The sequence below is a fragment of the Neorhizobium galegae genome (assembly GCF_017877055.1).
Taxonomy (GTDB): domain Bacteria; phylum Pseudomonadota; class Alphaproteobacteria; order Rhizobiales; family Rhizobiaceae; genus Neorhizobium; species Neorhizobium galegae_D.
Genome location: NZ_JAGIPG010000003.1, coordinates 662,140 through 684,117, shown reverse-complemented (window position 1 = coordinate 684,117; position 21,978 = coordinate 662,140). Strand labels below are relative to the sequence as shown.

The window sequence follows — 21,978 nt, the reverse complement described above, 5'->3', positions numbered from 1 at the left end:
GATTTCAGTCTTGGGCTGGATGAATCGAAACGGGAGAAAGCCGCGCGAGACGGCTGAAAACGGTGTTCTCCGCAACGATCCCGGCATGCCGGAGCGGCAGGAGAAGAGACGCCATTTCCGGCACCTCGGCTTCGGCATCCGGCGCGAAGGAGACGGTGTAGTTCTCGAAGACAATGTCGCGGATCGCCGCTTCCGGCAGGCCGTAGAAGACGGCGGCTGCCGTTCGCGCGCCGGTAACGGTGACGTTCTCGACGGAGATCGAGCTTATGCTCGGCGTTTCCAGGGAGACCGGCAGCGGTGACCGGGACTGGACGTAATCTGACTGGCCGTCGGCATCGCAGAAATAGAATGAATTGACGGCGACCGGGGTTGCGACGTCCTCTATCAGGCTGTCGGCAAGACTGATACCGGCGATCGTGCCGCCGCGTCCCCGGCGCGTCTTGATGCGCAGCCCCCGATCGGTTCCCCTGAAGTGGCAGTTGCGGATGGCGATGTCGCTTATGCCGGCGCTCATCTCGCTGCCGATGACGACCGCGCCATGGCCACGCTCCATCAGGCAGTTCTCGATCCGAACATGCTCGGTCGGGCGGTCCGGTCCGCCGCGCGGGCTGCGTTTGCCGGCCTTCAGCGCAATGCAGTCGTCGCCGACCGAAATGTGCAGGCCGGCAAGATGGATATCGGAGCTGCTTTCAGGGTTGAATCCGTCGGTATTTGGAGAATCCGGATCGTTCTTTATGGTGAGGTCCGCCGCGATGAGCCCCTTGCAGAGGACCGGATGGACCGTCCAGGACGGCGAGTTGCGGATGGTAAGGCCGGAAAGCGAGACGTCCTCGCAGGCCGAAAGGAATATGGTGCGGGGGCGCCTGGCGCCCTGGCGTGTTTCCTTCGGCCAGGACCACCAATCGCCGCGGTCGCCGCCGCCGTCGATGATGCCGGTGCCGGCGAGACGCACGTCGCGGCAATTGATGGCGTTGACCAGGCTGGCATAGCAGGCCTCCGCCACGCCTTCCCATGTGCCAAGAATTCGGCCATCCGGATGACGCGCCGGCAGGATCGGATAGTCTTCCCTGGTGGCGATTGCCGCAAGCTCCGCGCCGTCGTCGATGAGCAGAGTCATATGGCTTCTGAGGAAGAGGGGACCGCTCAGCCAGCGACCGGCCGGTATCCTCAACGTGCCCCCGGAGACGAGTGCCGAGATGGCCCGTTGGATCGCTTGTGCATTGTCCGGCGCCTCCTGCGTGGCACCGAAGTCGCGGATGTCGATCAGCGCGGTTTCCTGCCGTGTGGCGAATTCGAGCCGGGCATCACCTGCATGGAATAGGTAGGTTGTGCCCGGCTCCAGTTGGGTGACCGTGAGGGCGACAGTGCGTGTCACCCCCTCTGCGACCAACGCGCCATCGACCTCCTGAACCTCCCAGGCAAGCGCGTCATCGCGTGTGTGAAGATGCCTTTCGGCATCGACGCGGAAGGTCGCGCCGCGGGGGCCGGCAATCAGGAGTTCGATGGCGGCGTCCGTCACGTCCTCAGATCCCCGTCAGCGCCTGGTTGATGCCGGCGATGATCTCGGTTGCGGCCTCCTTGGAGGATTGCTGGCCATAGGCGAAGGCTTCGAAATTGGTGTCGAAGACTTCGGTGACGCGCGGATGCTCGTTGAGCGGCGAGACGCCGGGGCTGGTCGGCTCCATCACCCGCTTGTAGGCTTCCAGCTGCACCGGCTTGATCTTGCCTTCCTTGGTCAGCGTATCGAGCGCCACTTTGCTGGACGGAATGCCGCGTGTCGCGCCCATGATCTTGACCGCTTCCGGATCGTTGAGCAGGCAGTTGAGCACCTGGGCGGCACCCTTCGGGTCCTTGCTGTTCCTGGAGATCGAGAACAGCATCGAGGGCTTGCGATAGACGCCGTCGGTCTTGGCGCCCTCGATGGTCAAGAGCTTGACGGGCACGAGCTCCTGGCCCTTTTCCATCGGTGTGGCGATCTTGCCGTAGGTGCTGTCCCACTGGTAGGTGCCGGCGATCTGGCCCTTGGCCCATTTCTGGTTTTCATGCAGCGGCGTGTTGCCGCCGGCGGCGACCTGTTTCCAGCTCTCGATGACGCCCTTGTCGACCAGCGTCTTGTAGAATTCCAGGCCTTCGGCGAGTTCGGCTTCGCTCCAGGCGACCTTGTTGGTGGCCGGGTCGATCAGGTCCTTGCCGGTCTTCTGGGTGGTGCGCAGGATCACCATCAGGCGGGCGTCGAGTGCGGCGCCTTCGAACGGAAAATACTCCTTGCCGAGCTTTTCCTTCATCTTCGGTGCTGCGGCGATCAACTCTTCCCAGGTTTTCGGGATCGGGATGCCGGCCTTGTCGTAGGTCGTCTTGTTGAACATGAAGACGCGGCCGGTCGTGGAGACGGAAATGCCGTTCAGCTTGCCCTTGACGGAGCCGCTGTCGAGATCCGACTTCGACCACTGGGTGAGGTCGATGATGTCCTTGTACTGGTTCAGGTCGGCAAAGCCGTCGCCGTTCTTTGTGAACAGCGGCAGCCAGGGCCAGTTCACCTGCATGATGTCGGCCTCGGTGCGGCCGGCGAGCTGCGTGGCGATCTTTTCCTGATGGCCCTGGAAGCCGGTGAATTCAGGCGCGATCGTGTGGCCGAATTTCGTGCCGCAGACTTTCAGGGCCTGCTGGGTCGCGACATGGCGGTCGTCGCTGCCCCACCAGGACATGCGCAGATCCGAAGCGAATGCGGTCGAAAGGCTGGTGGCGGCAAACAAAGCCGCCGTCATGAACATGGTTCTCATTTTGGCTCCTCCCAAGTTGGAACAATGAAGTTTCAAATCGCCAGGCTGATGTTCTCCCCGGACTGGCGGTCGAACAGATGCACTCCCTTCGGGTCCGGACTCAGCCGGACCCAGTCGTCGCGAAGCGCGCCGCGGTCGTAGGACGCGGACGGCACCACGGCGATGAGGCGTTTCGGGCCGATGTCGACATAGAGGTAGACTTCGTGGCCCATGAACTCGATATGGGTAAGCTTGCCCTTGATGGTGCCGGGCGTTTCGGCCGCGACGATGCGCAGGTGCTGCGGGCGGATGCCGAGCGTGACGTGCTCGCTGCGTCCGGAAATCCGTTTGGTGAACTCGTCGCCGAGCATGATCACCTGCTCTGCGGCCCGCACGCTGTTCTCTCCCTCGAACGTGCCGTCGAGGAAATTCATTTCCGGGCTGCCGATGAAACCTGCGACGAATGTGTTGGCCGGGCGGCTGTAAAGCGTCACCGGATCGGCGACCTGCATGATATGGCCGTCCCTCATGACGCAGATCCGGTCGCCCATGGTCATGGCTTCGGTCTGGTCGTGGGTGACGTAGATGACGGTCGCCTGCTGGCCGTCCGCCTTCAGCCGCTTGTGCAGGTCGGTGATGCGCACCCGCATCGAGGCCCGCAGCTTGGCGTCGAGGTTGGAGAGCGGCTCGTCGAACAGGAAGACCTGCGGTTTCTTGATCAGCGCCCGGCCGACCGCGACGCGCTGCGCCTGGCCGCCGGAAAGCTGCTTCGGCAACCGGTCGAGCAGCGGATCGATCTCCAGAAGTCCGGAGACATGATTGGTGGCCTGTTCGATCTCGACGGCCGGCCGGCGTTTCAGCCGCATGCTGAAGGAGAGGTTCTTGCGCACCTTCATATGCGGATAGAGCGCGTAATTCTGGAAGACCATGGAAATCCCGCGGTCGCCCGGCGTCTTGTCGTTGACCAGTTCGCCGCCGATGCGGATCTCGCCGCCGGTCACCCGTTCCAGCCCGGCGATCATCCGGAGCGTCGTGGATTTGGCGCAGCCGGACGGGCCGACGAGCACCATGAACTCGCCGTCTTCAACATCGAGGTTGATGCCATGCACGGCGCGGAACGAACCGTAGTCCTTTTCAAGGTTTCTCAGCTGAAGACGCGCCATGTGACTATCCTTTGATCCCGCCGGAGGAGATGCCGTCGATGAAATATTTCTGGGCGAGGAAGAAGACCGCGAGGGCCGGCGCCAGCGACAGGACCGACATGGCGAGCACCCGGTTCCATTCGAAGGCTTCGGTCGTGTCGATCGACAGCTTCAGTGCCAGCGAGATCGGGTATTTGTCGACCGAGGAGATGTAGATCAGCGGGCCGAGGAAATCGTTCATCGTCCACATGAACTGGAACAGGCAGACCGAGATCAGCGCCGGCATCAGAAGCGGCACGACGATGAAGATCAGCGTCTGCCAGGTGGTCGCTCCGTCGACCCGGGCAGCCTCCTCCATGTCGCGCGGAATGGCGCGCAGGAACTGCACCAGCATGAAGACGAAGAAGGCATCACCCGCAAGCGCCGAAGGCACCCAGAGCGGCAGGTAGCTGTCGAGCCAGCCGAGATCGCGGAAGATCAGGTATTGCGGAATGCGGGTGACGACGTTGGGCAGCAGCAGTGTCGCGATCAGCGCGGCGAACAGGATCTTCTTGCCCGGGAACTCGAAGCGGGCAAAACCATAGGCGACCGCCGTGCATGAGATCGCCGTGCCGATCACCTTCGGAATGACGATCCACAGCGTGTTGATGAAGAATGTGCCGAAGGAATAGGGCGTCGAGGTCTTCCAACCCTTGATATAACCGTCGAGCGTCGGGTGTTCCGGCCAGAAGCCGGGATTTGCGAAAATCTCCGAATTGGTCTTGAACGACGCGCCGATCAGCCAGATCAGCGGATAGAGCATCAGCAGGCCAACGGCGGTCAGCAGAGCGTAACGCAGGGCGGCATTGAAGCGGTGGCGGCGCGCTTCGCGGCTGCGGACGATGTCGATGTCACGGGCGGCGGGCGTGTTCTGGGAGAGGATGTGATCGGTCATGGTCAACTCCTCTTGTCGCCGGCGTAATAGACCCAGTGGCGCGAAGACCAGAAGGCGATGAGGGTGAGGGCCATGATGATGAGGAACAGGACCCAGGCGATCGCTGACGCATACCCCATGTCGAAGCGCTTGAAGGCCTCGTCATAGATGTAGATCGGCAGGAGATAGGTGGATTTCAGAGGGCCGCCCTGGGTGATGATGTAGGGGCCGTTGAATTCCTGGAAGGCCTGGACCATCTGCATGATCAGGTTGAAGAAGATCACCGGCGTGATCAGCGGCAGGGTGATGTAGACGAAACTCGTCCACTTGCCGGCACCATCGATCGAAGCGGCCTCGTAGAGCGTCTTGTCGATGCTCTGGAGGGCTGCGAGGAAAATCACCATGGCCGAGCCGAACTGCCACAGGCGTAGGAGCGTGATGGTGAACAGCGCGTTGGTCGGGTCACCGAACCAGTTGACCGGCTCGAAGCCGAGCATGGTGAGGCCCATGTTGACGAGGCCGACATCGGCGAAGATATAGCGCCAGAGAACCGCGATGGCGATCGAGCCGCCGAGGATCGACGGTACGTAATAGGCCGTCCGGAAAACGTTGATGAACTTCAGCTTGTAATTGAGGATCACCGCCATGAAGAGCGCGAAGACGAGCTTCAGCGGTACCGTGGTGAACACGTAGATCAGCGTCACCCAAAGCGATTTCCGGAATGTCCGGTCGTTGGTGAACAGCCGGATATAGTTCTGCAGGCCGGTGAAGACCGGCTCGTTCATCAGGTTATAGTTGGTAAAGCTCAGATAGAGCGACGCGAGGAAGGGCAGGGCAGTGAAGACCAGGAGCCCGATGATGAAGGGCGACAGGTAGAAAAGCCCCAGAAACCTGTTGTCGCCACTCATGCCGCCTGCCCCAATCTGGCGTGGAGCGGGACATCGACGGCAACGGTTCCGTCATGGGCGAGGTCAGCAATGAATTTCGTCGCCCAGTTGAGCAAGCTGTCGCCGATACAGGCGGTATTGAACGAAGAGACACTTCCTTTATTGTGCATAGCAACCTCTGGCACTTCGATCCGCGGACCGACCTGACCCGTCAGGTTTCCGAGAAAGAAACGCCATTTCCTCCCATTTCTGTCTCAGACGTGTTGAGATCTCAGCTCCCGGGCGGATATTCTCATTTTGCCTGGGAGATCAAATCGACGAATTCGGGGAAAAGGATGGAGAAAATCGAAGGTAGCATCCTGTCGGCGATTCCGATGAACGCGATGGCGTTGACGCTCACGCGTTCAACCATAAGGATGCAGCATTCGCCTACCTGGGGCGTCGACAAATCGAACAGCGTGCATGATCTGATCATCTGCCTGACGGGGTCGGCGCGTTATGAGGTCGAGGGCGAGACGATCGAGATGGCGCCCGGCAGGGCAATGTTACTGCGCGCCGATACGTGGTTCTCCGGCCGCTCCACGTCACAGGAGAATTATACCGGCATCGCCCAGCATTTCACGCTCGACCTTTTCGGGCGGCTCGACCTGATCGCGCAGATGAACCTGAAGCAGGCCGTCACGCTCGCCCGCTGGGAGATGATGGAGCCGCTGACGCGCTATTATCACGACAACTCGCCGCCCTATTCGACGACGCTGCTTCAGCATCACCTCTTCATGTTCCTGTTGATCGAATTCATCGAACAGGCGCATATTGGCTGGAAGGAGCAGTCGGTCGGCAACGTCAACAATCCGGATGCGCTGTCCTTCTCGGTTATGGTGGCGGCGAGCCAGATCGCGGCCGATCCACTCGACGAGGAGATCGTCGGAAGAACGATCGATTCGGTGCCCTACAATCCGGATTATTTCAAACGGGAATTCCGCAAGCGTGTCGGCTGGACGCCGGACAAGTTCCAGGAATTCAAGCGGATGGAGCGGGCCATGGGACTGATGGCGGGTGGCTGTACGGTGAAGCGTGCCGCCGAGCTTTCCGGTTATACGGACGCCTACTATTTCTCCCGCATGTTCAAGCGCTATATCGGCATCAGCCCGCAGGGCTATCAGCAGTCCGAGAAGCGCAGCCGCGAGGGCGCCTTCCCGAGGGGCGAGGAGGATGGCCAGCTCATCTATCCGCTGACCCGCTGAATAGGTTGAAGCCTTTGGGCCGGGTTCAAAGGCTGGATCGCGCGGGTTTCAGGGCAACTTTGCGGCAGATTGGCAGCCCGGCGCCGGAATTTCTCCGGCGCCGGGTGATCGTTCAGCGAGCTATTTGCCCGCCTGCCTGGCCGCGCGCTCGATGACGTCGGCGACCTTCTCCGGTTGGGAGGCGAAGACGGCATGGCTTGCCTTGATCTCGGTGATGTCGCTGCCGGCTCGCCGGGCCATGTCCCGTTCCAGTTCCGGATTGATGGAGCGGTCCTCGGTGGCGACGATCGACCAGCTTTTCCGGGTATGCCAGGCGGGATTGCCGACCTTGGCGGAGAAAGCCTCCTTGGCGGCAAACACCTGAGACCGGGCAAGGAACCGTGCTTCGTCCTTCGGCAGGTCCGCCGCGAAATCGCCCGGGAACGCGGCGGGGTCGATATAGAGATATTTGCCGTCCTTCGTCTCGCGGATGTTCATGCCCCCAGCCGGTTTGGAGCTGGCGAGGCTGAGCAGGCTTTCGCCCTTGTCGGGCTGGAACGCCGCCACGTAGACGAGGCCGGCGACATGCGGGCTGTGGCCGGCTTCGGTAATCACCATGCCGCCATAGCTGTGTCCGACGAGCAGGGTCGGGCCGTCCTGCAGGTCCAGCACCCGATTGGTGGCGGCGATATCGTCGGCCAGCGAGGTGATCGGCTGCTGAACGATCGTCACGTTGAAGCCGCGCTTTTCGAGGATTTCCGTCGCCTTGCGCCAGCTTGAGCCGTCGGCCAACGCCCCGTGGACGATAACGATGTTCTTGACTTCTGCGGCCTGCGCTGCGAAGGCGATGACACTGGTTGCGAAGGCAAGTGCGAAAGTGGAAATACGTCTTTTCATGAGCTTAACTCCTGTCAGTTGATGTGAGATTGGGTTCTGGGATGAGGTCTAGCCGAAGGTGAAGGCATAGGCTTCGACGCCGGGATCGAGGAAGCGGATCTCGAAATTGCGCGCTTCGATATCGCCGGCCTGACGGACGAGCTGGTAGAGCTTTGTCGCAGTCACCGTGCCGTTGCCATCGGCATCGATATCGGCGCCATGGTCTGTTCCCGGAGCCTTGCCGTCGATTGTCACTTTAAAGCGCACCGGCTTGCCGGCTGCGCCGGAGCCGAGGACGAGATGCAGGTCGCGGGCGCTGAACCGATAGGCGATGCTGCCATCCGGCTGGCTGAGCGTCGCCTGTTCCGCCCCGACGGTCCAGGTGCCCGAGAGGCCCCATTCGTTGAGGCTGGGTTCCTCGATCGAATAGTCGCGGGCGGCGTCGGCGCGCAGGGTTTCCCGGGAGGCGAAATTCGTGGCTCGCTTGTAGCCGAGATAGGTTTCGCCGGAGCGGACATTGCTGAGGTCCGGGCTAATCTCCGCGCCCTTGGCGTCGGGCACAACCGATGCGGTTGCCGCCATCTCGCTTCCTGCTTCGCGTAGCAGGTCCTGGATGGCCTGCTCGGACTGCTTGTAGTTACCCTCGCCGAAGTGATGATAGCGGATCTGACCCTTGGCATCGATCAGGTACTGCGCGGGCCAATAGCTGTTTTCGAAGGCACGCCAGATCTTGTAGTCGTTGTCGATGGCGACCGGATATCCGATCTTGAAGTCGCCGACGGCCTTTTTGACATTGTCGATCTTCTTCTCGAAGGCAAATTCCGGAGCGTGCACGCCGATCACCACGAGGCCCTGATCCTTGTACTTCTCGGCCCAGGCGCGGACGTAAGGTACGGTGCGGATGCAGTTGATGCAGGAATAGGTCCAGAAATCGACGAGCACGACCTTGCCGCGGAGCTGTTCCGTCGTCAGCGGGGCAGAGTTCAGCCATTCGACCGCGCCATCGAGCGAAGGCGCACGACCCTCGACCGGCAGGTCGCTGCGGAACGGCCGGGCGGTATCGGCTGTGGCCGCCATCATGCCGTTGCTGGCGGTTTCCGAGGGCGAGCCGGTTGCGGGTTTGGAATGCAGCCTGTCGAGCACGGCCTGTTCGAAGGAGGCGGTGCTGGCATAGGACAGACGAGCGAGTAGGCCGGTATCGAGGCCGAGCGCAATGACTGCGACGCCGGCAAGCACGGCGGCGCCCAGGACCTGGCGGATGCGCTCACTGACGCCGAGCGAACGCTTCATTCCGGCAAAGACCTTTCCGCCGACGATCAGTGCAACGGCGAGGGATGTGGCCGCGCCGGCGGCATAGGCGGCGAGCAGGACTGTCGTTTCGAGGTTGGCGCCCTGCAGCGCAGCACCGGTGAGGACGAGGCCGAGGATGGGACCGGCGCACGGTGCCCAGAGCAGGCCGGTCGCGACGCCGAGGACAAGCGAGCTAGCCACTGTGGGTACGGTACCGGGTTTGCCCGAGGCATTCAGGAGCCGGTTGCCGAGATCGACGACCGGCCGGGTGACGACGCTTGCGACGCGTGGTGAAAGGAGACTGACGCCGAAGACCGCCAGCAGAATAATCGCGGCGAGCCGACCGTATTCGTTGGCGTGGACGGCCCAGCTGCCGCCGACGGCTGCAAGCGTGGCGACGAGCGCAAACGTGGCGGCCATGCCGACGAGCATGGGCAGCGTGCTCCTGACGAACGGCTGTCCGGCGCGGGCAAAGACGAAGGGAAGGATGGGGAGGATACATGGGCTGAGGATTGTCAGCGCCCCTCCGAGATAGGCAATGATAAGAAGCGTCATCATCGTTTCCTTTGAAACCGGATGTTCGGGTTCTGGGCGGCGATGCGGCTCGACCCGCAACCGGGCCAATCTGGTCGGCGCGACGTATCCCGGATGTGTCCGGGTTCGTGGGGAAATGTACCGAAATGTAGAAATCCGCCGGCGCGCTACACAGCGACACAAATCGCCAGGCGCGGCGGAAGGCAGCTGATCGACGGTGCCCGAATTGTATCAGAACGTATCTCGGTGGCCGTCTGCTACATCCTCATTCAAAACCGCCGGGTCGGGACACATAGGGGATACATGGTCCCGGCTTTCTTCCGATCGTGATCAATACTGATTGGAGAGATCGATGTCCGACCTAATCAACCACCAGCGTCGCCGGTTCTTCGGCGTTGCCGCCATGACCGTCGCCACAGTCGAATTCGGAATGGCCGGCCCCGCCGGCGCCCAGTCTTCGCCGCCTGCTGCAACGCCATTGAACGCCGGCACCAACGCTTCCTTCGAAACGCTGAAGCAGGTCAAGGCGGGCGTGCTCGATGTGGGCTATGCCGAGGCCGGTCCGGCAAACGGTCCGGTCGTCCTGCTGCTGCATGGCTGGCCCTACGATATCTACAGTTTCGTGGATGTCGCGCCGCTGCTCGCCTCGGCCGGTTATCGCGTCATCGTGCCCTATCTGAGGGGTTATGGCTCGACCCGCTTCCTGTCGAAAGACACCCCGCGCAACGGCCAGCAGTCGGCCGTTGCGGCCGATATGATCGCTCTCCTGGATGCGCTGCGGATCGACAAGGCGATCGTTGCTGCCTTCGATTGGGGCGCGAGAACCGCCAACATCATGGCGGCGCTCTGGCCGGAGCGTTGCAAGGCGATGGTATCGGTCAGCGGTTACCTGATCGGCAGCCCGGAGATCAACAAAAAGCCTCTGCCGCCGAAAGCCGAGCTTGCCTGGTGGTACCAGTTCTATTTCGCCACCGAGCGCGGCCGGGTGGGTTACGAGCAGAACCGGCGCGATTTCAACCGGCTCATCTGGCAGACGGCCTCACCGACCTGGAAATTCGATGACGCAACCTTCGAAAGGTCTGCCGCCGCATTCGACAATCCCGATCACGTCGAGATCGTCATTCACAATTACCGCTGGCGGATGGGCCTTGTCGAAGGTGAGACCCGGTTCGATGCTCTTGAAAAACAGCTCGCCACGGGGCCGACGATCTCGGTGCCGACCATCACCCTGGAGGGGGATGCGAACGGCGCGCCACATGCCGAGCCTTCGGCCTATGCCGGCAAGTTCTCCGGAAAATACCAGCATCGCACCATTACCGGCGGGATCGGCCACAACCTGCCGCAGGAGGCACCGAAGGCCTTTGCGCAGGCCGTTCTGGATGTCGACCGGTTCTAAACCTCTAACGGCTGCCGCGGAGATATTTCTCCGCTTCGCGGCAGCCATCCTCCGGTTTAAGGAAGGAAGAGCGGTGCGATACCGTTCCCATGGAAAAGGGATCTGAAGTCCAAAGATGGATCATGTCGACCATATCTTGATCGTCGATGACGACCGCGAAATCCGCGAGCTGGTGTCGAGCTATCTGAAGAAGAACGGCCTTCGCGCGACGGTGGCCGCCGATGGCCGTCAGATGCGCAGTTTTCTCGAAGCCAATACGGTCGACCTGATCGTGCTCGACGTGATGATGCCGGGCGATGACGGGCTCGTGCTCTGCCGCGAACTCAGGGCCGGCAAGCACAAGGCGACGCCGGTCCTGATGCTGACCGCCCGCAGCGACGAGATGGACCGGATCATCGGGCTCGAAATGGGCGCCGACGATTATCTGCCGAAACCGTTTGCCGCACGCGAGCTGCTGGCGCGCATCAAGGCGGTCCTGCGCCGGACGCGAATGCTGCCGCCCAACCTGCAGATCAGCGAGGCCGGCCAGTTGCTGACCTTCGGCGACTGGCAGCTCGATACGGTCGGCCGCCATCTGCTCGACAAACAGGGCACGGAAATCGCGCTGAGCGGCGCCGAATACCGGCTGCTGCGTGTCTTCATCGACCATCCGCAGCGCGTGCTGAACCGCGACCAGATCCTCAACCTGACCCAGGGCCGCGATGCGGACCTCTTCGACCGCTCGATCGATCTGCTTGTGAGCCGGCTTCGCCAGCGGCTCGGCGACGACGCGCGCGAGCCGACCTATATCAAAACGGTGCGCAGCGAAGGTTATGTCTTATCGGTTCCCGTCGAGATTTCGGAGCCCAAGCCGTGAACGCCAGCGTCCCCTGTTCCGGCAAATGGTGGCCGAGCACCCTGCGTGACCGGCTTTTCCTGATCCTGTTTGCAGGCCTCGCCATCGCCTACGGTCTCTCCTTCAGTATTCTCTTTATCGAGCGCTACATGTCGGCAAAGGCCGTCATGCTGGGCACGCTTGAAAACGATCTTGCGACATCGATCGCCATTCTCGATCGGCTGCCGGCCAATGAGCGCGCCGATTGGCTCAACCGCTTGAGCCGCGGCAATTACCGCCTCGTGCTCGGCCCAGGGCTTGCCGGCGTGCCGGACATGTCGGGCCGCGCCGCCGAGATCGCCGGCAAGATCGAGGAGGCGGTTGGGCATCGGTTCCCGCTGCGGGTGGAATCCATTCCCGGCGACAGCAGGCGATTGCAGGGTCATCTGACGCTTTCCGACGGCTCGCCGCTCACCATCGACGTCACGCCGACCGGTGTCATGCCGATCGCCGAATGGCTGCCTTACGTGTTCGCCGTCCAGATGGCGCTTCTGGTGATCTGCACATGGTTTGCGGTCCGGCAGGCGATCCGCCCGCTGGGAGACCTCGCGGCTGCCGCCGATGCGCTCGACCCCAACAAAAAAGGCCCGCCCTTGAGCGAGGCCGGCCCGAGCGAAGTCGCCCATGCCGCGCGAGCCTTCAATGCCATGCGCGACAGGATCGCCCATTATCTCGAGGAACGGGTGCAGATTCTCGCCGCCATCTCCCACGATCTCCAGACGCCGATCACCCGCATGCGGCTGCGCGCCGACATGGCGGACGATTCGCCCGAGAGGGACAAGCTGGTGCATGACCTCGGCGAAATCGAGCGGCTGGTGCAGGATGGCATAGCCTATGCGCGCAGCGCGCATGGCAATGGCGAGAAGGTTTCCCGCATCGACCTTGCCTCGTTCATCGACAGCATTGCCTATGATTACCAGGACACCGGCAAGTTGGTGACCGTTGTCGGTCTTGTCCGGGGAACCGCGTCCACCAAACCGCACGCGCTGCGCCGCATCCTTTCGAACTTCATCGACAATGCCGTGAAATTCGCCGGCGCCGCCGAGGTCAGCGTCGAGCGAAGACGCGAGGGCAACATCGTCATCACGGTCCTCGATCGCGGGCCGGGGATTCCGGAAGACATGCTGGAGGCGGCCATGCAGCCGTTCTTCAGGCTGGAGCAATCCCGCAACCGTGAGACCGGCGGCACGGGGCTCGGCCTTGCGATCGCCCAGCAACTGGCCGCGGCGATCGGCGGTTCGATGAGGCTCTACAATCGCGCCGGCGGCGGGCTGGCTGCCGAAGTCACCATCCGCTGATATCGGAAATCGGCCGATTTTTCGAAGCGTTTTGTATGAAAGGATGTCCGGTGAGGTCCGCGCTACGCTTCGATACATTTCCGACGGTTTCGGAAACATGCCGGATACGTCCATCCCTCAAACCACTCCCCGTCAACGGATGTCGCAATCGGCGACACGAACAAAGGAGTGTTCCATGACCAAGATCGACAAGGTTCTCTATACCGGCAAGACGCACACGACCGGCGGGCGCGACGGGTTCTCGCGCAGCGACGATGCGCAGCTCGACGTCAAGCTTTCGCCTCCGGGCAGCGCCCATACCGGCAGCAATCCCGAGCAGCTCTTCGCAGCCGGATGGTCGGCCTGCTTCATCGGCGCCATGGGCATTGCCGCAGGCAAGCGGAAGATCAAGCTTCCCACCGAGACGGCAGTCGATGCCGAGGTGGACCTCGGAACCACCGAAGGCGCATACTTCCTGCAGGCCCGCCTCAACATCAGCCTGCCGGGTATCGATCCGGAACTTGCCAGGGCGCTTGTCGAAGAGGCTCACCAGACCTGCCCCTATTCGAAGGCGACCCGCGGCAACATCAATGTCGAGCTGATCCTCGCCTGAGGAATCGCGATGGCGCGTCGCGCCGGATCGGCCGCGGCGCCAGGTCATAACTGCCAACACGACGAGGCAGGGGCCTCGTCCCCGGAGAACCCCATGAAATTGGTGATCATCTGCATCCTGGGAGCGGCCGTCTTCGCGGCGCCCTGCATATACGACCTAACCTCGCTGGAGCCTTCGGCTTTGGCAGGTCTCCTGGCCGCAGGTTCCTCGTTCTGAAAGTTCCCGTTCGGAAAGCGGCGGACCGGAGGCACGAACCGGGCGCCGTCGCTACGCTTCTCGACCTCCACGCTGTGCTCGACCACGGGACCGTAGTGTTCTAATCCTCGGGATGCGGATAGCCCGGCATGCGGGTGATCAATATCGTCACGCCGCCGGGCGGTTTTAAGCAAACTGCAACGAGCGCACGTTAGGCAATGTGGGATGTCGCGGCCGCAGCAACGCGGGCGTTCTTGGAGGGACCTTGGGCATGAGCCAGCCAATTCTGATCTGGGGCGCCGGCGCGATCGGCGGCACGCTGGGTGCGGCTTTCATCCGTGCCGGCGAGAATGTGATCTTCGTCGACAATGTCAAGGAACATGTCGAGGCGATCAACGAGAGGGGACTGAAGATCGTCGGTCCGATCTTCGAGGACATCGTCAAGGCCAGAGCGTATCTGCCGGAACAGCTGGAGGGCGAATATCAGCGGACTTTTCTCTGCGTCAAAGCCCATCATACGGAGGCGGCGGCAAGGTCTCTCGTCCAGCATCTCCCCGCCGACGGATATGTGGTCTCCGCCCAGAACGGGCTCAATGAACGAGTGATTGCCCGCATCGTCGGAGAACATCGCGTCATCGGCTGCTTCGTCAATTTCGGGGCGGATTATCTGGAGCCGGGCGTGGTGCAGTACAGCGGCCATGGCGCCGTGGTGATCGGCGAGCTCGACGGGCTTTTCACCGATCGGGCCGAGGATATCTATCAGTTGATGCGGCAGGTCGAGCCGAAGGCTTTGATCACCAGCAATATCTGGGGCTTTTTGTGGGGCAAGCTCATCTATGGTGCGCTGCTGTTCGGCACGGCTCTCACCAATGACAGCATTGCCGATGTGCTCGAAAATCCGAGCGCCCGCCCGGTCCTGCGTCGGCTTGCGCTGGAAGTGGCGACGGTGGCGGCTATCAACAACATCCAGCCGGAAGCCTTCGATGGGTTCGATCCAGCCGCCTTCGGGCCGCTGGCCTCACCGGAACAGACTGACAAGTCGTTCGACGACATGGTGGCCCATAACCGCAGGTCGGCAAAGTCGCATTCAGGCATCTGGCGCGATCTTGCCGTGCGCAAGCGCAAGACTGAGGTGGACGCGCAGGTTATGCCGGTTGTCGAGATCGGAAAGGAATCGCGTGTTCCGACGCCGCTTGCCGCCCGCCTGATCGCCATGATTCACGAGATCGAGGATGGCAAACGGCCTCTCGACATGGCCAATCTCGCAGAGCTGGCGACGGTGACGGCATGAACATTTCGTTTGACGGCAAAGTGGTGATTGTCACAGGTGCCGCCCACGGCTTCGGACGGGCGATCGCGCAGGGCTTCGCGAGCCGCGGCGCGGCGGTGCATCTCTGCGACGTCGATGCGGCGGGGCTCCAGGAAACGGTCGGGCTCTGCGGCCCCAAGGCCGAGGCGCATGTACTGGATGTCGGCAATCGCAGTGCCGTGCAGGAGATCGTCCGGGCGATCGAGGTGGCCTCCGGCGCGCCGGACGTCCTGGTCAACAACGCCGGCGGCGTGCGCGGGCAGGTGGGCCGGCCGATCGAGGAGATATCCGAAAGCGACTGGCAGACGATCTTCGACGTCAACCTGTCCGGCGCCTTCTTCATGGCCCAGGCGGTCGCGCCGGGCATGAAGCGGAAAAACGCCGGGCGCATCATCAATATTTCCAGCGGCGCCGGCCTCGGAATTTCGCTGACGGGAATCCAGGCCTATGCCAGCGCCAAGGCCGGCCAGATCGGGCTGACGCGTCAGCTCGCCCATGAACTGGGGCCGTGGGGCATCACCGTCAACAATGTCGCGCCCGGCTTCGTGCGCTCGAACCCGGCGACCGAACGACAATGGGAGGCGATGGGCGAGGAAGGGCAGGCGCGGCTCCTGCAGAATATTGCGCTGAAGCGCCTCGGTACACCCGACGACATTGCGGCGATGGTGATGTTCTTCGCATCCGACTTCGCCGGCTGGATCTCCGGGCAGATCATCAGCGTGGACGGCGGCAAGTGAGTTCAGGCCGAGGAGGGTATCCCACCTTCCGGATTGAACTCAATTACGAAAACCGCTGAACCACCTGAGATAACGAGGTCGCCCGTCACTTCGGCACCGAAGGCAAGGCAATCAAACGGTCCGAGATCAGTTTTCTCCGAACCAAATGCAATCGTGTGCCTCCCGGTGGCAAGAACCAACCTTGGAGATGGGGATGCGGGCAGCGACACGGGCGTCGGATACCTGATGACGCGGTGGGAAAACCGCCCGCGCCGCGTCATCACGTTGAGGTCTGTCGTCACGCCATTGAGCAGCGTGGCCACAGCCGGCCTGTCGGCAGGAAACGGATAGGGCTCGGAACTATCCTCAAGAGTGACGGGCCTGCAGCCGTCGATCGTCAGCTCTATCCCGCCGCCCGAAAGGACCGACAGGGTTCGGTCCACATCCGCAAAGGTCGAGAAAGCCCCGTCTGAGGCGATGGTCGCTATGCTGACACGCCAGTCGAAGTCCTCCATCGATGCGCCGGCGGGAAAGACGGCGATCTCCACCGTCTCGCCGCCTCCGTTCTTCCACGGCATTCGCTTGTAGTCGGATGCGCGCAGGATCTTCATGGGTTCAGTTTCCGAGAATGCCGGGCAAGCGAAGTCCGTTTTCCACAGCGCAATCCACGGCGATCTCATAGCCTGCATCCGCGTGACGCATGACGCCGGTGGCCGGGTCGTTCCAGAGCACCCGTTCGATCCTGCGGTCGGCGTCCTCGCTGCCGTCGCAGCAGATGACCATGCCGGAATGCTGCGAAAAGCCCATGCCGACGCCCCCACCGTGATGCAGCGATACCCAGGTGGCACCGGAGGCCGTGTTCAGGAGCGCATTCAGCAGCGGCCAATCGGATACCGCATCCGAGCCGTCCTTCATCGCTTCCGTCTCCCGGTTGGGAGAGGCGACCGATCCGGAATCGAGGTGGTCGCGGCCGATCACGATCGGCGCTTTCAACTCGCCGTTGCGGACCATCTCGTTGAAGGCGAGGCCGAGCTTGTGGCGGACGCCGAGGCCCACCCAGCAGATGCGCGCCGGCAGGCCCTGGAACGAAATCCGTTCGCGCGCCATGTCGAGCCAGTTGTGCAGATGCGTATTGTCCGGCAGCAGTTCCTTCACCTTGGCGTCGGTGCGGTAGATATCTTCCGGATCGCCGGAGAGGGCTGCCCAACGGAACGGGCCGATGCCGCGGCAGAAGAGCGGGCGGATATAGGCCGGTACGAAGCCGGGGAAGGCGAAGGCGTTTTCCAGCCCTTCGTCCTTGGCGACCTGGCGGATGTTGTTGCCGTAGTCGAGCGTCGGGATGCCGGCGTTCCAGAAGGCGATCATCGCCTCGACATGTTCGCGCATCGAGGCGCGGGCTGCTTTTTCCACCGCCTTCGGATCGCTTTCGCGTTTGGCCTTCCATTCGGCCATCGTCCAGCCCTTCGGCAGGTAGCCGTTGATCGGGTCATGGGCGGAGGTCTGGTCCGTGACCATGTCCGGGCGGATGCCGCGACGGACCATTTCGGGGAGGATTTCCGCGGCATTGCCGAGCAGGCCGACAGACTTTGCCTCGCCCGCTTCCGTCCAGCGGGTGATCATCTCCATGGCTTCGTCGAGCGTTTCCGCCTTCGCGTCGACATAGCGGGTGCGCAGGCGAAAATCGATGCTGTCCGGATTGCATTCGACCGCCAGGCAGCAGGCGCCAGCCATGACGGCGGCAAGCGGCTGCGCGCCGCCCATGCCGCCGAGACCGCCGGTCAGGATCCACTTGCCCTTGAGATTGCCGCCGTAATGCTGGCGTCCGGCTTCCACGAACGTCTCATAGGTGCCCTGCACGATGCCTTGGGTGCCGATATAGATCCACGACCCGGCCGTCATCTGGCCGTACATGGCAAGGCCCTTTTTGTCGAGTTCGTTGAAATGGTCCCATGTCGCCCAGTGCGGCACGAGGTTGGAGTTGGCGATGAGAACGCGCGGCGCATCCTTATGGGTCCGGAAGACGCCGACCGGCTTGCCTGACTGCACCAGTAGCGTTTCTTCCTCCGTGAGGGTCTTCAGCGTCGCGACGATACGGTCGAAGTCGTCCCAGGTGCGGGCGGCGCGTCCGATGCCGCCATAAACGACCAGCTCGTTCGGGTTTTCTGCCACATCGGGATCGAGATTGTTCATCAGCATGCGCAAGGGCGCTTCCGTCATCCAGCTTTTGGCGTTGAGCTGGTTGCCGCGCGGGGCGCGGATTTCACGGATATTGTGGCGGGGATTGGTCATCGGAACGTTCCCTTTATCGGTTGTTGTTTTTCTGTGACACGAGGTCGAAGGCGATCCGCTCGATCCGCGTCAGGATATCTTTGAGATGGACTCGCAGACGCTCTGCCTTGGCCGGGTCGTAGGCGAAGGGCGGGGTCTCCGCCGCAAGATGGGTAGACTGGGCAAGCTCCATCTGGATCGCGTGGACGCCGGTTTCCGGTCTGCCGTAATGCCGGGTCGTCCAGCCGCCCTTGAAGCGACCGTTGATGATGCTGGTATAGCCCGAAGCTGCGGTCCTCACAGCGAGTGCCGCCTGTTCGATCGCCGGGGCGCAGGTCCTGCCCATGTCCGTGCCGATATTGAAATCGGGCAGGATGCCCTCGAACAGGAACGGAATATGCGAGCGGATCGAGTGGCAATCGTAGAGTACGGCTATTCCGTGAATGGATTTTACCCGCTCGATTTCGGCTGCAAGTGCGGCGTGGTAGGGCGCATGAAAATCCCGCAGCCGATCGGCGGTGTCGGCCCCGGTCGGCGCGGCGCCCTGCTTCCAGATGCTCTTGCCGTCAAAATCCGTCTCCGGCACGAGGCCGGTCGTGTTCTGACCGGGATAAAGGCTCGCACCTTGCGGGTCGCGATTGGCGTCGATCACATAACGGTGGAATGTGGCGCGCACCGTCGTCGCATCCGCCAGAAGACCGTCATAGAGCCGGTGGATGTGCCAGTCGGTATCGGCAAGCAGACGGCCGTTGTCGTTTAGCCGGTCCCAGACCGCTTTAGGCACTTCGGTTCCCGTATGCGGAAAACCGAGAATGACGGGGGAAGTGCCCTGGCTGGTTTCAAAGACAGCCATTCACGCCTCCAGGACCGGGAGGATATCCGGTGAGACGGACGCAGCGAGCGCCCCTGTGGCGACGAGATCGGTGGCCGCCTTCAGGTCGTTCGCCATGTAGCGGTCCTCTTCCAGGCTCGGAACGACCGCGCGGATGGTGGCGATCACCTTCTGAAGTTCCGGGCTGGTCGTCAGCGGGCTGCGCAGTTCCACACCCTGGGCCGCGGTCAACGCCTCGATGCCGACGATGGTCGCGAGATTGTCGGTCATCTGGAGAAGCCGGCGCGCGCCATGGCAGGCCATAGAAACGTGGTCTTCCTGATTGGCGGAGGTCGGCGTGGAATCGACCGAAGCCGGATGCGACATTTGCTTGTTTTCCGACATCAGGGCCGCGGAGGTGACTTCCGCGATCATCAGCCCGGAATTGAGCCCCGGCTTCTTGGCGAGAAAGGCGGGCAGCCCATAGGAGAGGGTCGGGTCCACGAGCAGCGCAATGCGACGCTGGGAGATCGCGCCGATTTCGCAAATGGCGAGTGCGATCTGGTCGGCGGCAAAGGCCACTGGCTCGGCGTGAAAATTGCCGCCCGAAACGACGGTGTCATCCGAAAGTACCAGCGGATTGTCGGTCACTGCGTTGGCTTCGATCTCGAGCGTGCGGGCGACCGAGCGCAGGAGGTCGAGGCACGCACCGTCCACCTGGGGCTGGCAGCGGATGCAATAGGGATCCTGCACCCGTTCGTCGCCCTGCAGATGGCTTTCGCGGATGGCCGAACCCGACAGCAGCGCGCGCAGAGCCGCGGCCGCGTCGATCTGGCCCTTGTGGCCGCGAAGCGTGTGGATATCCGGGTGGAAAGGTGCGGAGGAGCCCATGGCTGCATCCGTCGACATCGCACCGGTTACCAGTGCTGTCTGGGCGGCACGATGTGCGCGGAACAAGCCAGCCAGTGCCAATGCCGTGGAGGTCTGGGTGCCGTTGATCAAGGCAAGGCCTTCCTTGGCCGCAAGCACGACCGGTTTCAATCCGGCTTTCGCAAGGGCGGCGGCGGCGGGCAGCAACGTGCCTTGATAATATGCTTCGCCTTCGCCCATCATCACGGCCGCCATATGCGCGAGCGGCGCCAGATCGCCCGAGGCACCGACTGAGCCTTTTTCCGGAATGAGCGGGATCACGCCTTTTTCCAGCATAGCCTCGATCAGGCGGACCAGTTCGAGACGGACGCCGGATGCGCCGCGCCCGAGCGAGATGAGCTTCAGCGCCATGACCAGGCGAACGATATTCTCGGCAAGCGGCGCGCCGACGCCGCAGCAATGCGACAGGATCAGGTTGCGCTGGAGCGTTGCGACGTCGGCGCTGTCGATCTTGATCGAGGCCAGTTTTCCGAAGCCGGTGTTGATGCCGTAGACCGGCTCGTTGCCTGCGGCAATCTGGGCGATCCGGGCCGCGGCCTTCTCGATCCCCGCGTCAAACGAAGGATTAATACGGGCCGGCGTACCGTTCCAATAAATGTCCTGAAGCTCGCGGAGGCTCACCGAGCCGGGTGTCAGAACGATGTTCATGCGGAAACCCTCTCGCCCTTGTAGATCCGTGCCGTCAGCGGATTGAAGCCGATGCGATAGACAAGCTCGGCCGGCCGCTCGATATCCCAGATCGCAAAATCTGCGGATTTGCCGACTTCAAGCGTGCCGGTTTCGGCCTGAAGGCCGAGTGCACGCGCGGCCTCCCGCGTGACGCCGGCAAGGCATTCCCCGACCGTCAGGCCGAACAGTGTCGCGCCCATGTTCATGGTCATGAGCAGCGAGGTCAGCGGTGAGGTGCCCGGATTGCTGTCGGTCGCAAGCGCGATCCGGGCGCCGGCCTCGCGCAATGCCTGGACGGGCGGCGCCTGCTTTTCCCGAAGCGTATAGAAGGCACCTGGCAGCAGCACGGCCACCGTGCCGGCTTCAGCCATGCTCTTGGCGTCTTGTGCGGAAAGATATTCGAGGTGGTCGGCCGACAGCGCGCCATAGGAGGCGGCGAGGCGCGCGCCGCCGAGATCGGAGAGCTGTTCCGCATGCAGTTTGACGGGAAGCCCAAATGCCTTCGCTCTGTCGAAAACTCGGCTGATTTCGGCGGGCGAGAAAGCGATGCCTTCGCAGAAACCATCGACAGCATCGACGAGCCCCTCCGAATGAGCAGCCTCAAGGCCCGGCAGGACCACGTCGGTGACGTAATCACCGTTGCGGCCCTTGTAGTCCGGCGGTGTCGCGTGCGCGGCAAGCCAGCTCGTGACGATCCGCACCGGCCTGACTTCGCCAAGCCTGCGGGCAACCCGCAGCATCTTCAGCTCGCCCTCGATGTTCAGCGCGTAGCCGGACTTGATCTCGACCGTACAGATACCCTCGGCCAGCAGCGCGTCCAGCCTGCGAAGCGCCTGCTCCAGAAGCTCCTCTTCCGAGAGGGCATTGGTTGCTTTCACGGACGAGATGATGCCGCCGCCGGCCCGTGCGATCTCCTCATAGGTCGACCCCGCAAGGCGCATTTCAAATTCCATCGCGCGGTCGCCGCCAAATACCAGATGGGTGTGGCAGTCGATCAAAGCCGGGGTAATCCAGCGCCCTTCGCAATCGGTTTGGTTTTCGGAATCTTTAAATTCGGCAGGCAGGTCGGCCAGTGCGCCGACGAAGGCTATCCGCCCGTTGCGCACGGCGAGCGCGCCGGCTTCGATTTCGCCGAGGCCGGATGCCGTGGGAGCGAAAGTGGCGATCCGCGCATTGCGCCAAAGCGATGCGGAACCCGCTGCAGCTTTTGAAGATTCTTCCCCATCCATAAGCTTTTTGCCTTTCCTTATGGAGGAACATGTATATACATAATAATTCGAGTGACAAGAAGAATTT

Annotated in this window: 21 protein-coding genes; 8 read left to right on the top strand and 13 right to left on the bottom strand. The window is 62.4% G+C overall.

Annotated elements, in window-relative coordinates:
* Positions 1–4: 4 nt before the first annotated feature.
* The 6 genes from J2857_RS22350 to J2857_RS22325 are packed head-to-tail and all read right to left on the bottom strand — an operon-like array spanning position 5 to position 5,871.
* The gene (locus tag J2857_RS22350) at positions 5–1,519 is read right to left on the bottom strand and encodes a glycoside hydrolase family 28 protein (protein WP_210012270.1); all 1,515 of its coding nucleotides are present in this window, start codon (positions 1,517–1,519) and stop codon (positions 5–7) included.
* Positions 1,520–1,523: 4 nt separating this feature from the next.
* Positions 1,524–2,780, bottom strand: a complete 1,257-nt coding sequence (locus tag J2857_RS22345) for an ABC transporter substrate-binding protein (RefSeq protein ID WP_210012269.1) — start codon at positions 2,778–2,780, stop codon at positions 1,524–1,526.
* 32 nt (positions 2,781–2,812) lie between these two features.
* Complete coding sequence (locus tag J2857_RS22340) at positions 2,813–3,922, bottom strand: ABC transporter ATP-binding protein (RefSeq protein WP_210012268.1); 1,110 nt, start codon at positions 3,920–3,922, stop codon at positions 2,813–2,815.
* Between the two features lie 4 nt (positions 3,923–3,926).
* Complete coding sequence (locus tag J2857_RS22335; protein ID WP_210012267.1) at positions 3,927–4,835, bottom strand: carbohydrate ABC transporter permease; 909 nt, start codon at positions 4,833–4,835, stop codon at positions 3,927–3,929.
* Between the two features lie 2 nt (positions 4,836–4,837).
* The gene (locus J2857_RS22330) at positions 4,838–5,722 is read right to left on the bottom strand and encodes a carbohydrate ABC transporter permease (protein ID WP_210012266.1); all 885 of its coding nucleotides are present in this window, start codon (positions 5,720–5,722) and stop codon (positions 4,838–4,840) included.
* On the bottom strand, positions 5,719–5,871 hold the full coding sequence (locus tag J2857_RS22325) for a hypothetical protein (protein ID WP_210012265.1): 153 nt from the start codon (positions 5,869–5,871) through the stop codon (positions 5,719–5,721). The genes J2857_RS22330 and J2857_RS22325 overlap by 4 nt, the downstream gene beginning before the upstream one ends.
* A 165-nt stretch (positions 5,872–6,036) precedes the next feature.
* Between J2857_RS22325 and J2857_RS22320 the strand changes: the two genes are divergently transcribed.
* Positions 6,037–6,945, top strand: a complete 909-nt coding sequence (locus J2857_RS22320; RefSeq protein ID WP_210012264.1) for a helix-turn-helix domain-containing protein — start codon at positions 6,037–6,039, stop codon at positions 6,943–6,945.
* 120 nt (positions 6,946–7,065) lie between these two features.
* Here the strand turns inward: J2857_RS22320 and J2857_RS22315 are convergent, their stop codons facing one another.
* Positions 7,066–7,821, bottom strand: coding sequence for an alpha/beta fold hydrolase (locus J2857_RS22315; RefSeq protein WP_210012263.1), 756 nt, complete (start codon positions 7,819–7,821; stop codon positions 7,066–7,068).
* Between the two features lie 48 nt (positions 7,822–7,869).
* Complete coding sequence (locus J2857_RS22310) at positions 7,870–9,645, bottom strand: cytochrome c biogenesis protein DipZ (protein ID WP_210012471.1); 1,776 nt, start codon at positions 9,643–9,645, stop codon at positions 7,870–7,872.
* Positions 9,646–9,976: 331 nt separating this feature from the next.
* Between J2857_RS22310 and J2857_RS22305 the strand changes: the two genes are divergently transcribed.
* The 7 genes from J2857_RS22305 to J2857_RS22280 all read left to right on the top strand — a co-directional run bounded on the left by J2857_RS22305 (position 9,977) and on the right by J2857_RS22280 (position 16,025).
* Positions 9,977–11,020: an alpha/beta fold hydrolase gene (locus tag J2857_RS22305; RefSeq protein ID WP_210012262.1), complete on the top strand. Its 1,044-nt coding sequence runs from the start codon at positions 9,977–9,979 to the stop codon at positions 11,018–11,020.
* A gap of 115 nt (positions 11,021–11,135) precedes the next feature.
* Positions 11,136–11,876: a response regulator gene (locus J2857_RS22300; RefSeq protein WP_210012261.1), complete on the top strand. Its 741-nt coding sequence runs from the start codon at positions 11,136–11,138 to the stop codon at positions 11,874–11,876.
* Entirely contained in the window at positions 11,873–13,192 is a 1,320-nt protein-coding gene (locus J2857_RS22295) for an ATP-binding protein (protein WP_210012260.1), read from the top strand. The genes J2857_RS22300 and J2857_RS22295 overlap by 4 nt, the downstream gene beginning before the upstream one ends.
* 175 nt (positions 13,193–13,367) lie before the next feature.
* Positions 13,368–13,784, top strand: coding sequence for an organic hydroperoxide resistance protein (locus J2857_RS22290; RefSeq protein WP_210012259.1), 417 nt, complete (start codon positions 13,368–13,370; stop codon positions 13,782–13,784).
* A 93-nt stretch (positions 13,785–13,877) separates the two neighbouring features.
* Complete coding sequence (locus J2857_RS31310; RefSeq protein ID WP_281068637.1) at positions 13,878–14,000, top strand: hypothetical protein; 123 nt, start codon at positions 13,878–13,880, stop codon at positions 13,998–14,000.
* Between the two features lie 250 nt (positions 14,001–14,250).
* Entirely contained in the window at positions 14,251–15,270 is a 1,020-nt protein-coding gene (locus J2857_RS22285; protein WP_210012258.1) for a ketopantoate reductase family protein, read from the top strand.
* Positions 15,267–16,025, top strand: a complete 759-nt coding sequence (locus J2857_RS22280) for an SDR family NAD(P)-dependent oxidoreductase (RefSeq protein ID WP_210012257.1) — start codon at positions 15,267–15,269, stop codon at positions 16,023–16,025. The genes J2857_RS22285 and J2857_RS22280 overlap by 4 nt, the downstream gene beginning before the upstream one ends.
* A gap of 2 nt (positions 16,026–16,027) precedes the next feature.
* Here the strand turns inward: J2857_RS22280 and J2857_RS22275 are convergent, their stop codons facing one another.
* From J2857_RS22275 to hutI, 5 genes are read right to left on the bottom strand one after another with little or no spacing between them, the layout of a single operon-like run.
* Positions 16,028–16,615, bottom strand: a complete 588-nt coding sequence (locus J2857_RS22275; protein WP_210012256.1) for a HutD/Ves family protein — start codon at positions 16,613–16,615, stop codon at positions 16,028–16,030.
* A gap of 4 nt (positions 16,616–16,619) precedes the next feature.
* Positions 16,620–18,293 (bottom strand): urocanate hydratase, encoded by a 1,674-nt coding sequence (gene hutU, locus J2857_RS22270; RefSeq protein WP_210012255.1) that lies wholly within the window; start codon positions 18,291–18,293, stop codon positions 16,620–16,622.
* A 13-nt stretch (positions 18,294–18,306) separates the two neighbouring features.
* Positions 18,307–19,125, bottom strand: a complete 819-nt coding sequence (hutG, locus tag J2857_RS22265) for an N-formylglutamate deformylase (protein ID WP_210012254.1) — start codon at positions 19,123–19,125, stop codon at positions 18,307–18,309.
* Positions 19,126–20,661 carry a histidine ammonia-lyase gene (gene hutH, locus J2857_RS22260; protein ID WP_210012253.1) on the bottom strand — a complete coding sequence of 512 codons (1,536 nt, stop codon included), beginning with the start codon at positions 20,659–20,661 and terminating at the stop codon, positions 19,126–19,128.
* Positions 20,658–21,911: an imidazolonepropionase gene (gene hutI, locus J2857_RS22255; protein ID WP_210012252.1), complete on the bottom strand. Its 1,254-nt coding sequence runs from the start codon at positions 21,909–21,911 to the stop codon at positions 20,658–20,660. Before hutI ends, hutH begins: the two co-directional genes overlap by 4 nt.
* Positions 21,912–21,978: the final 67 nt, after the last annotated feature.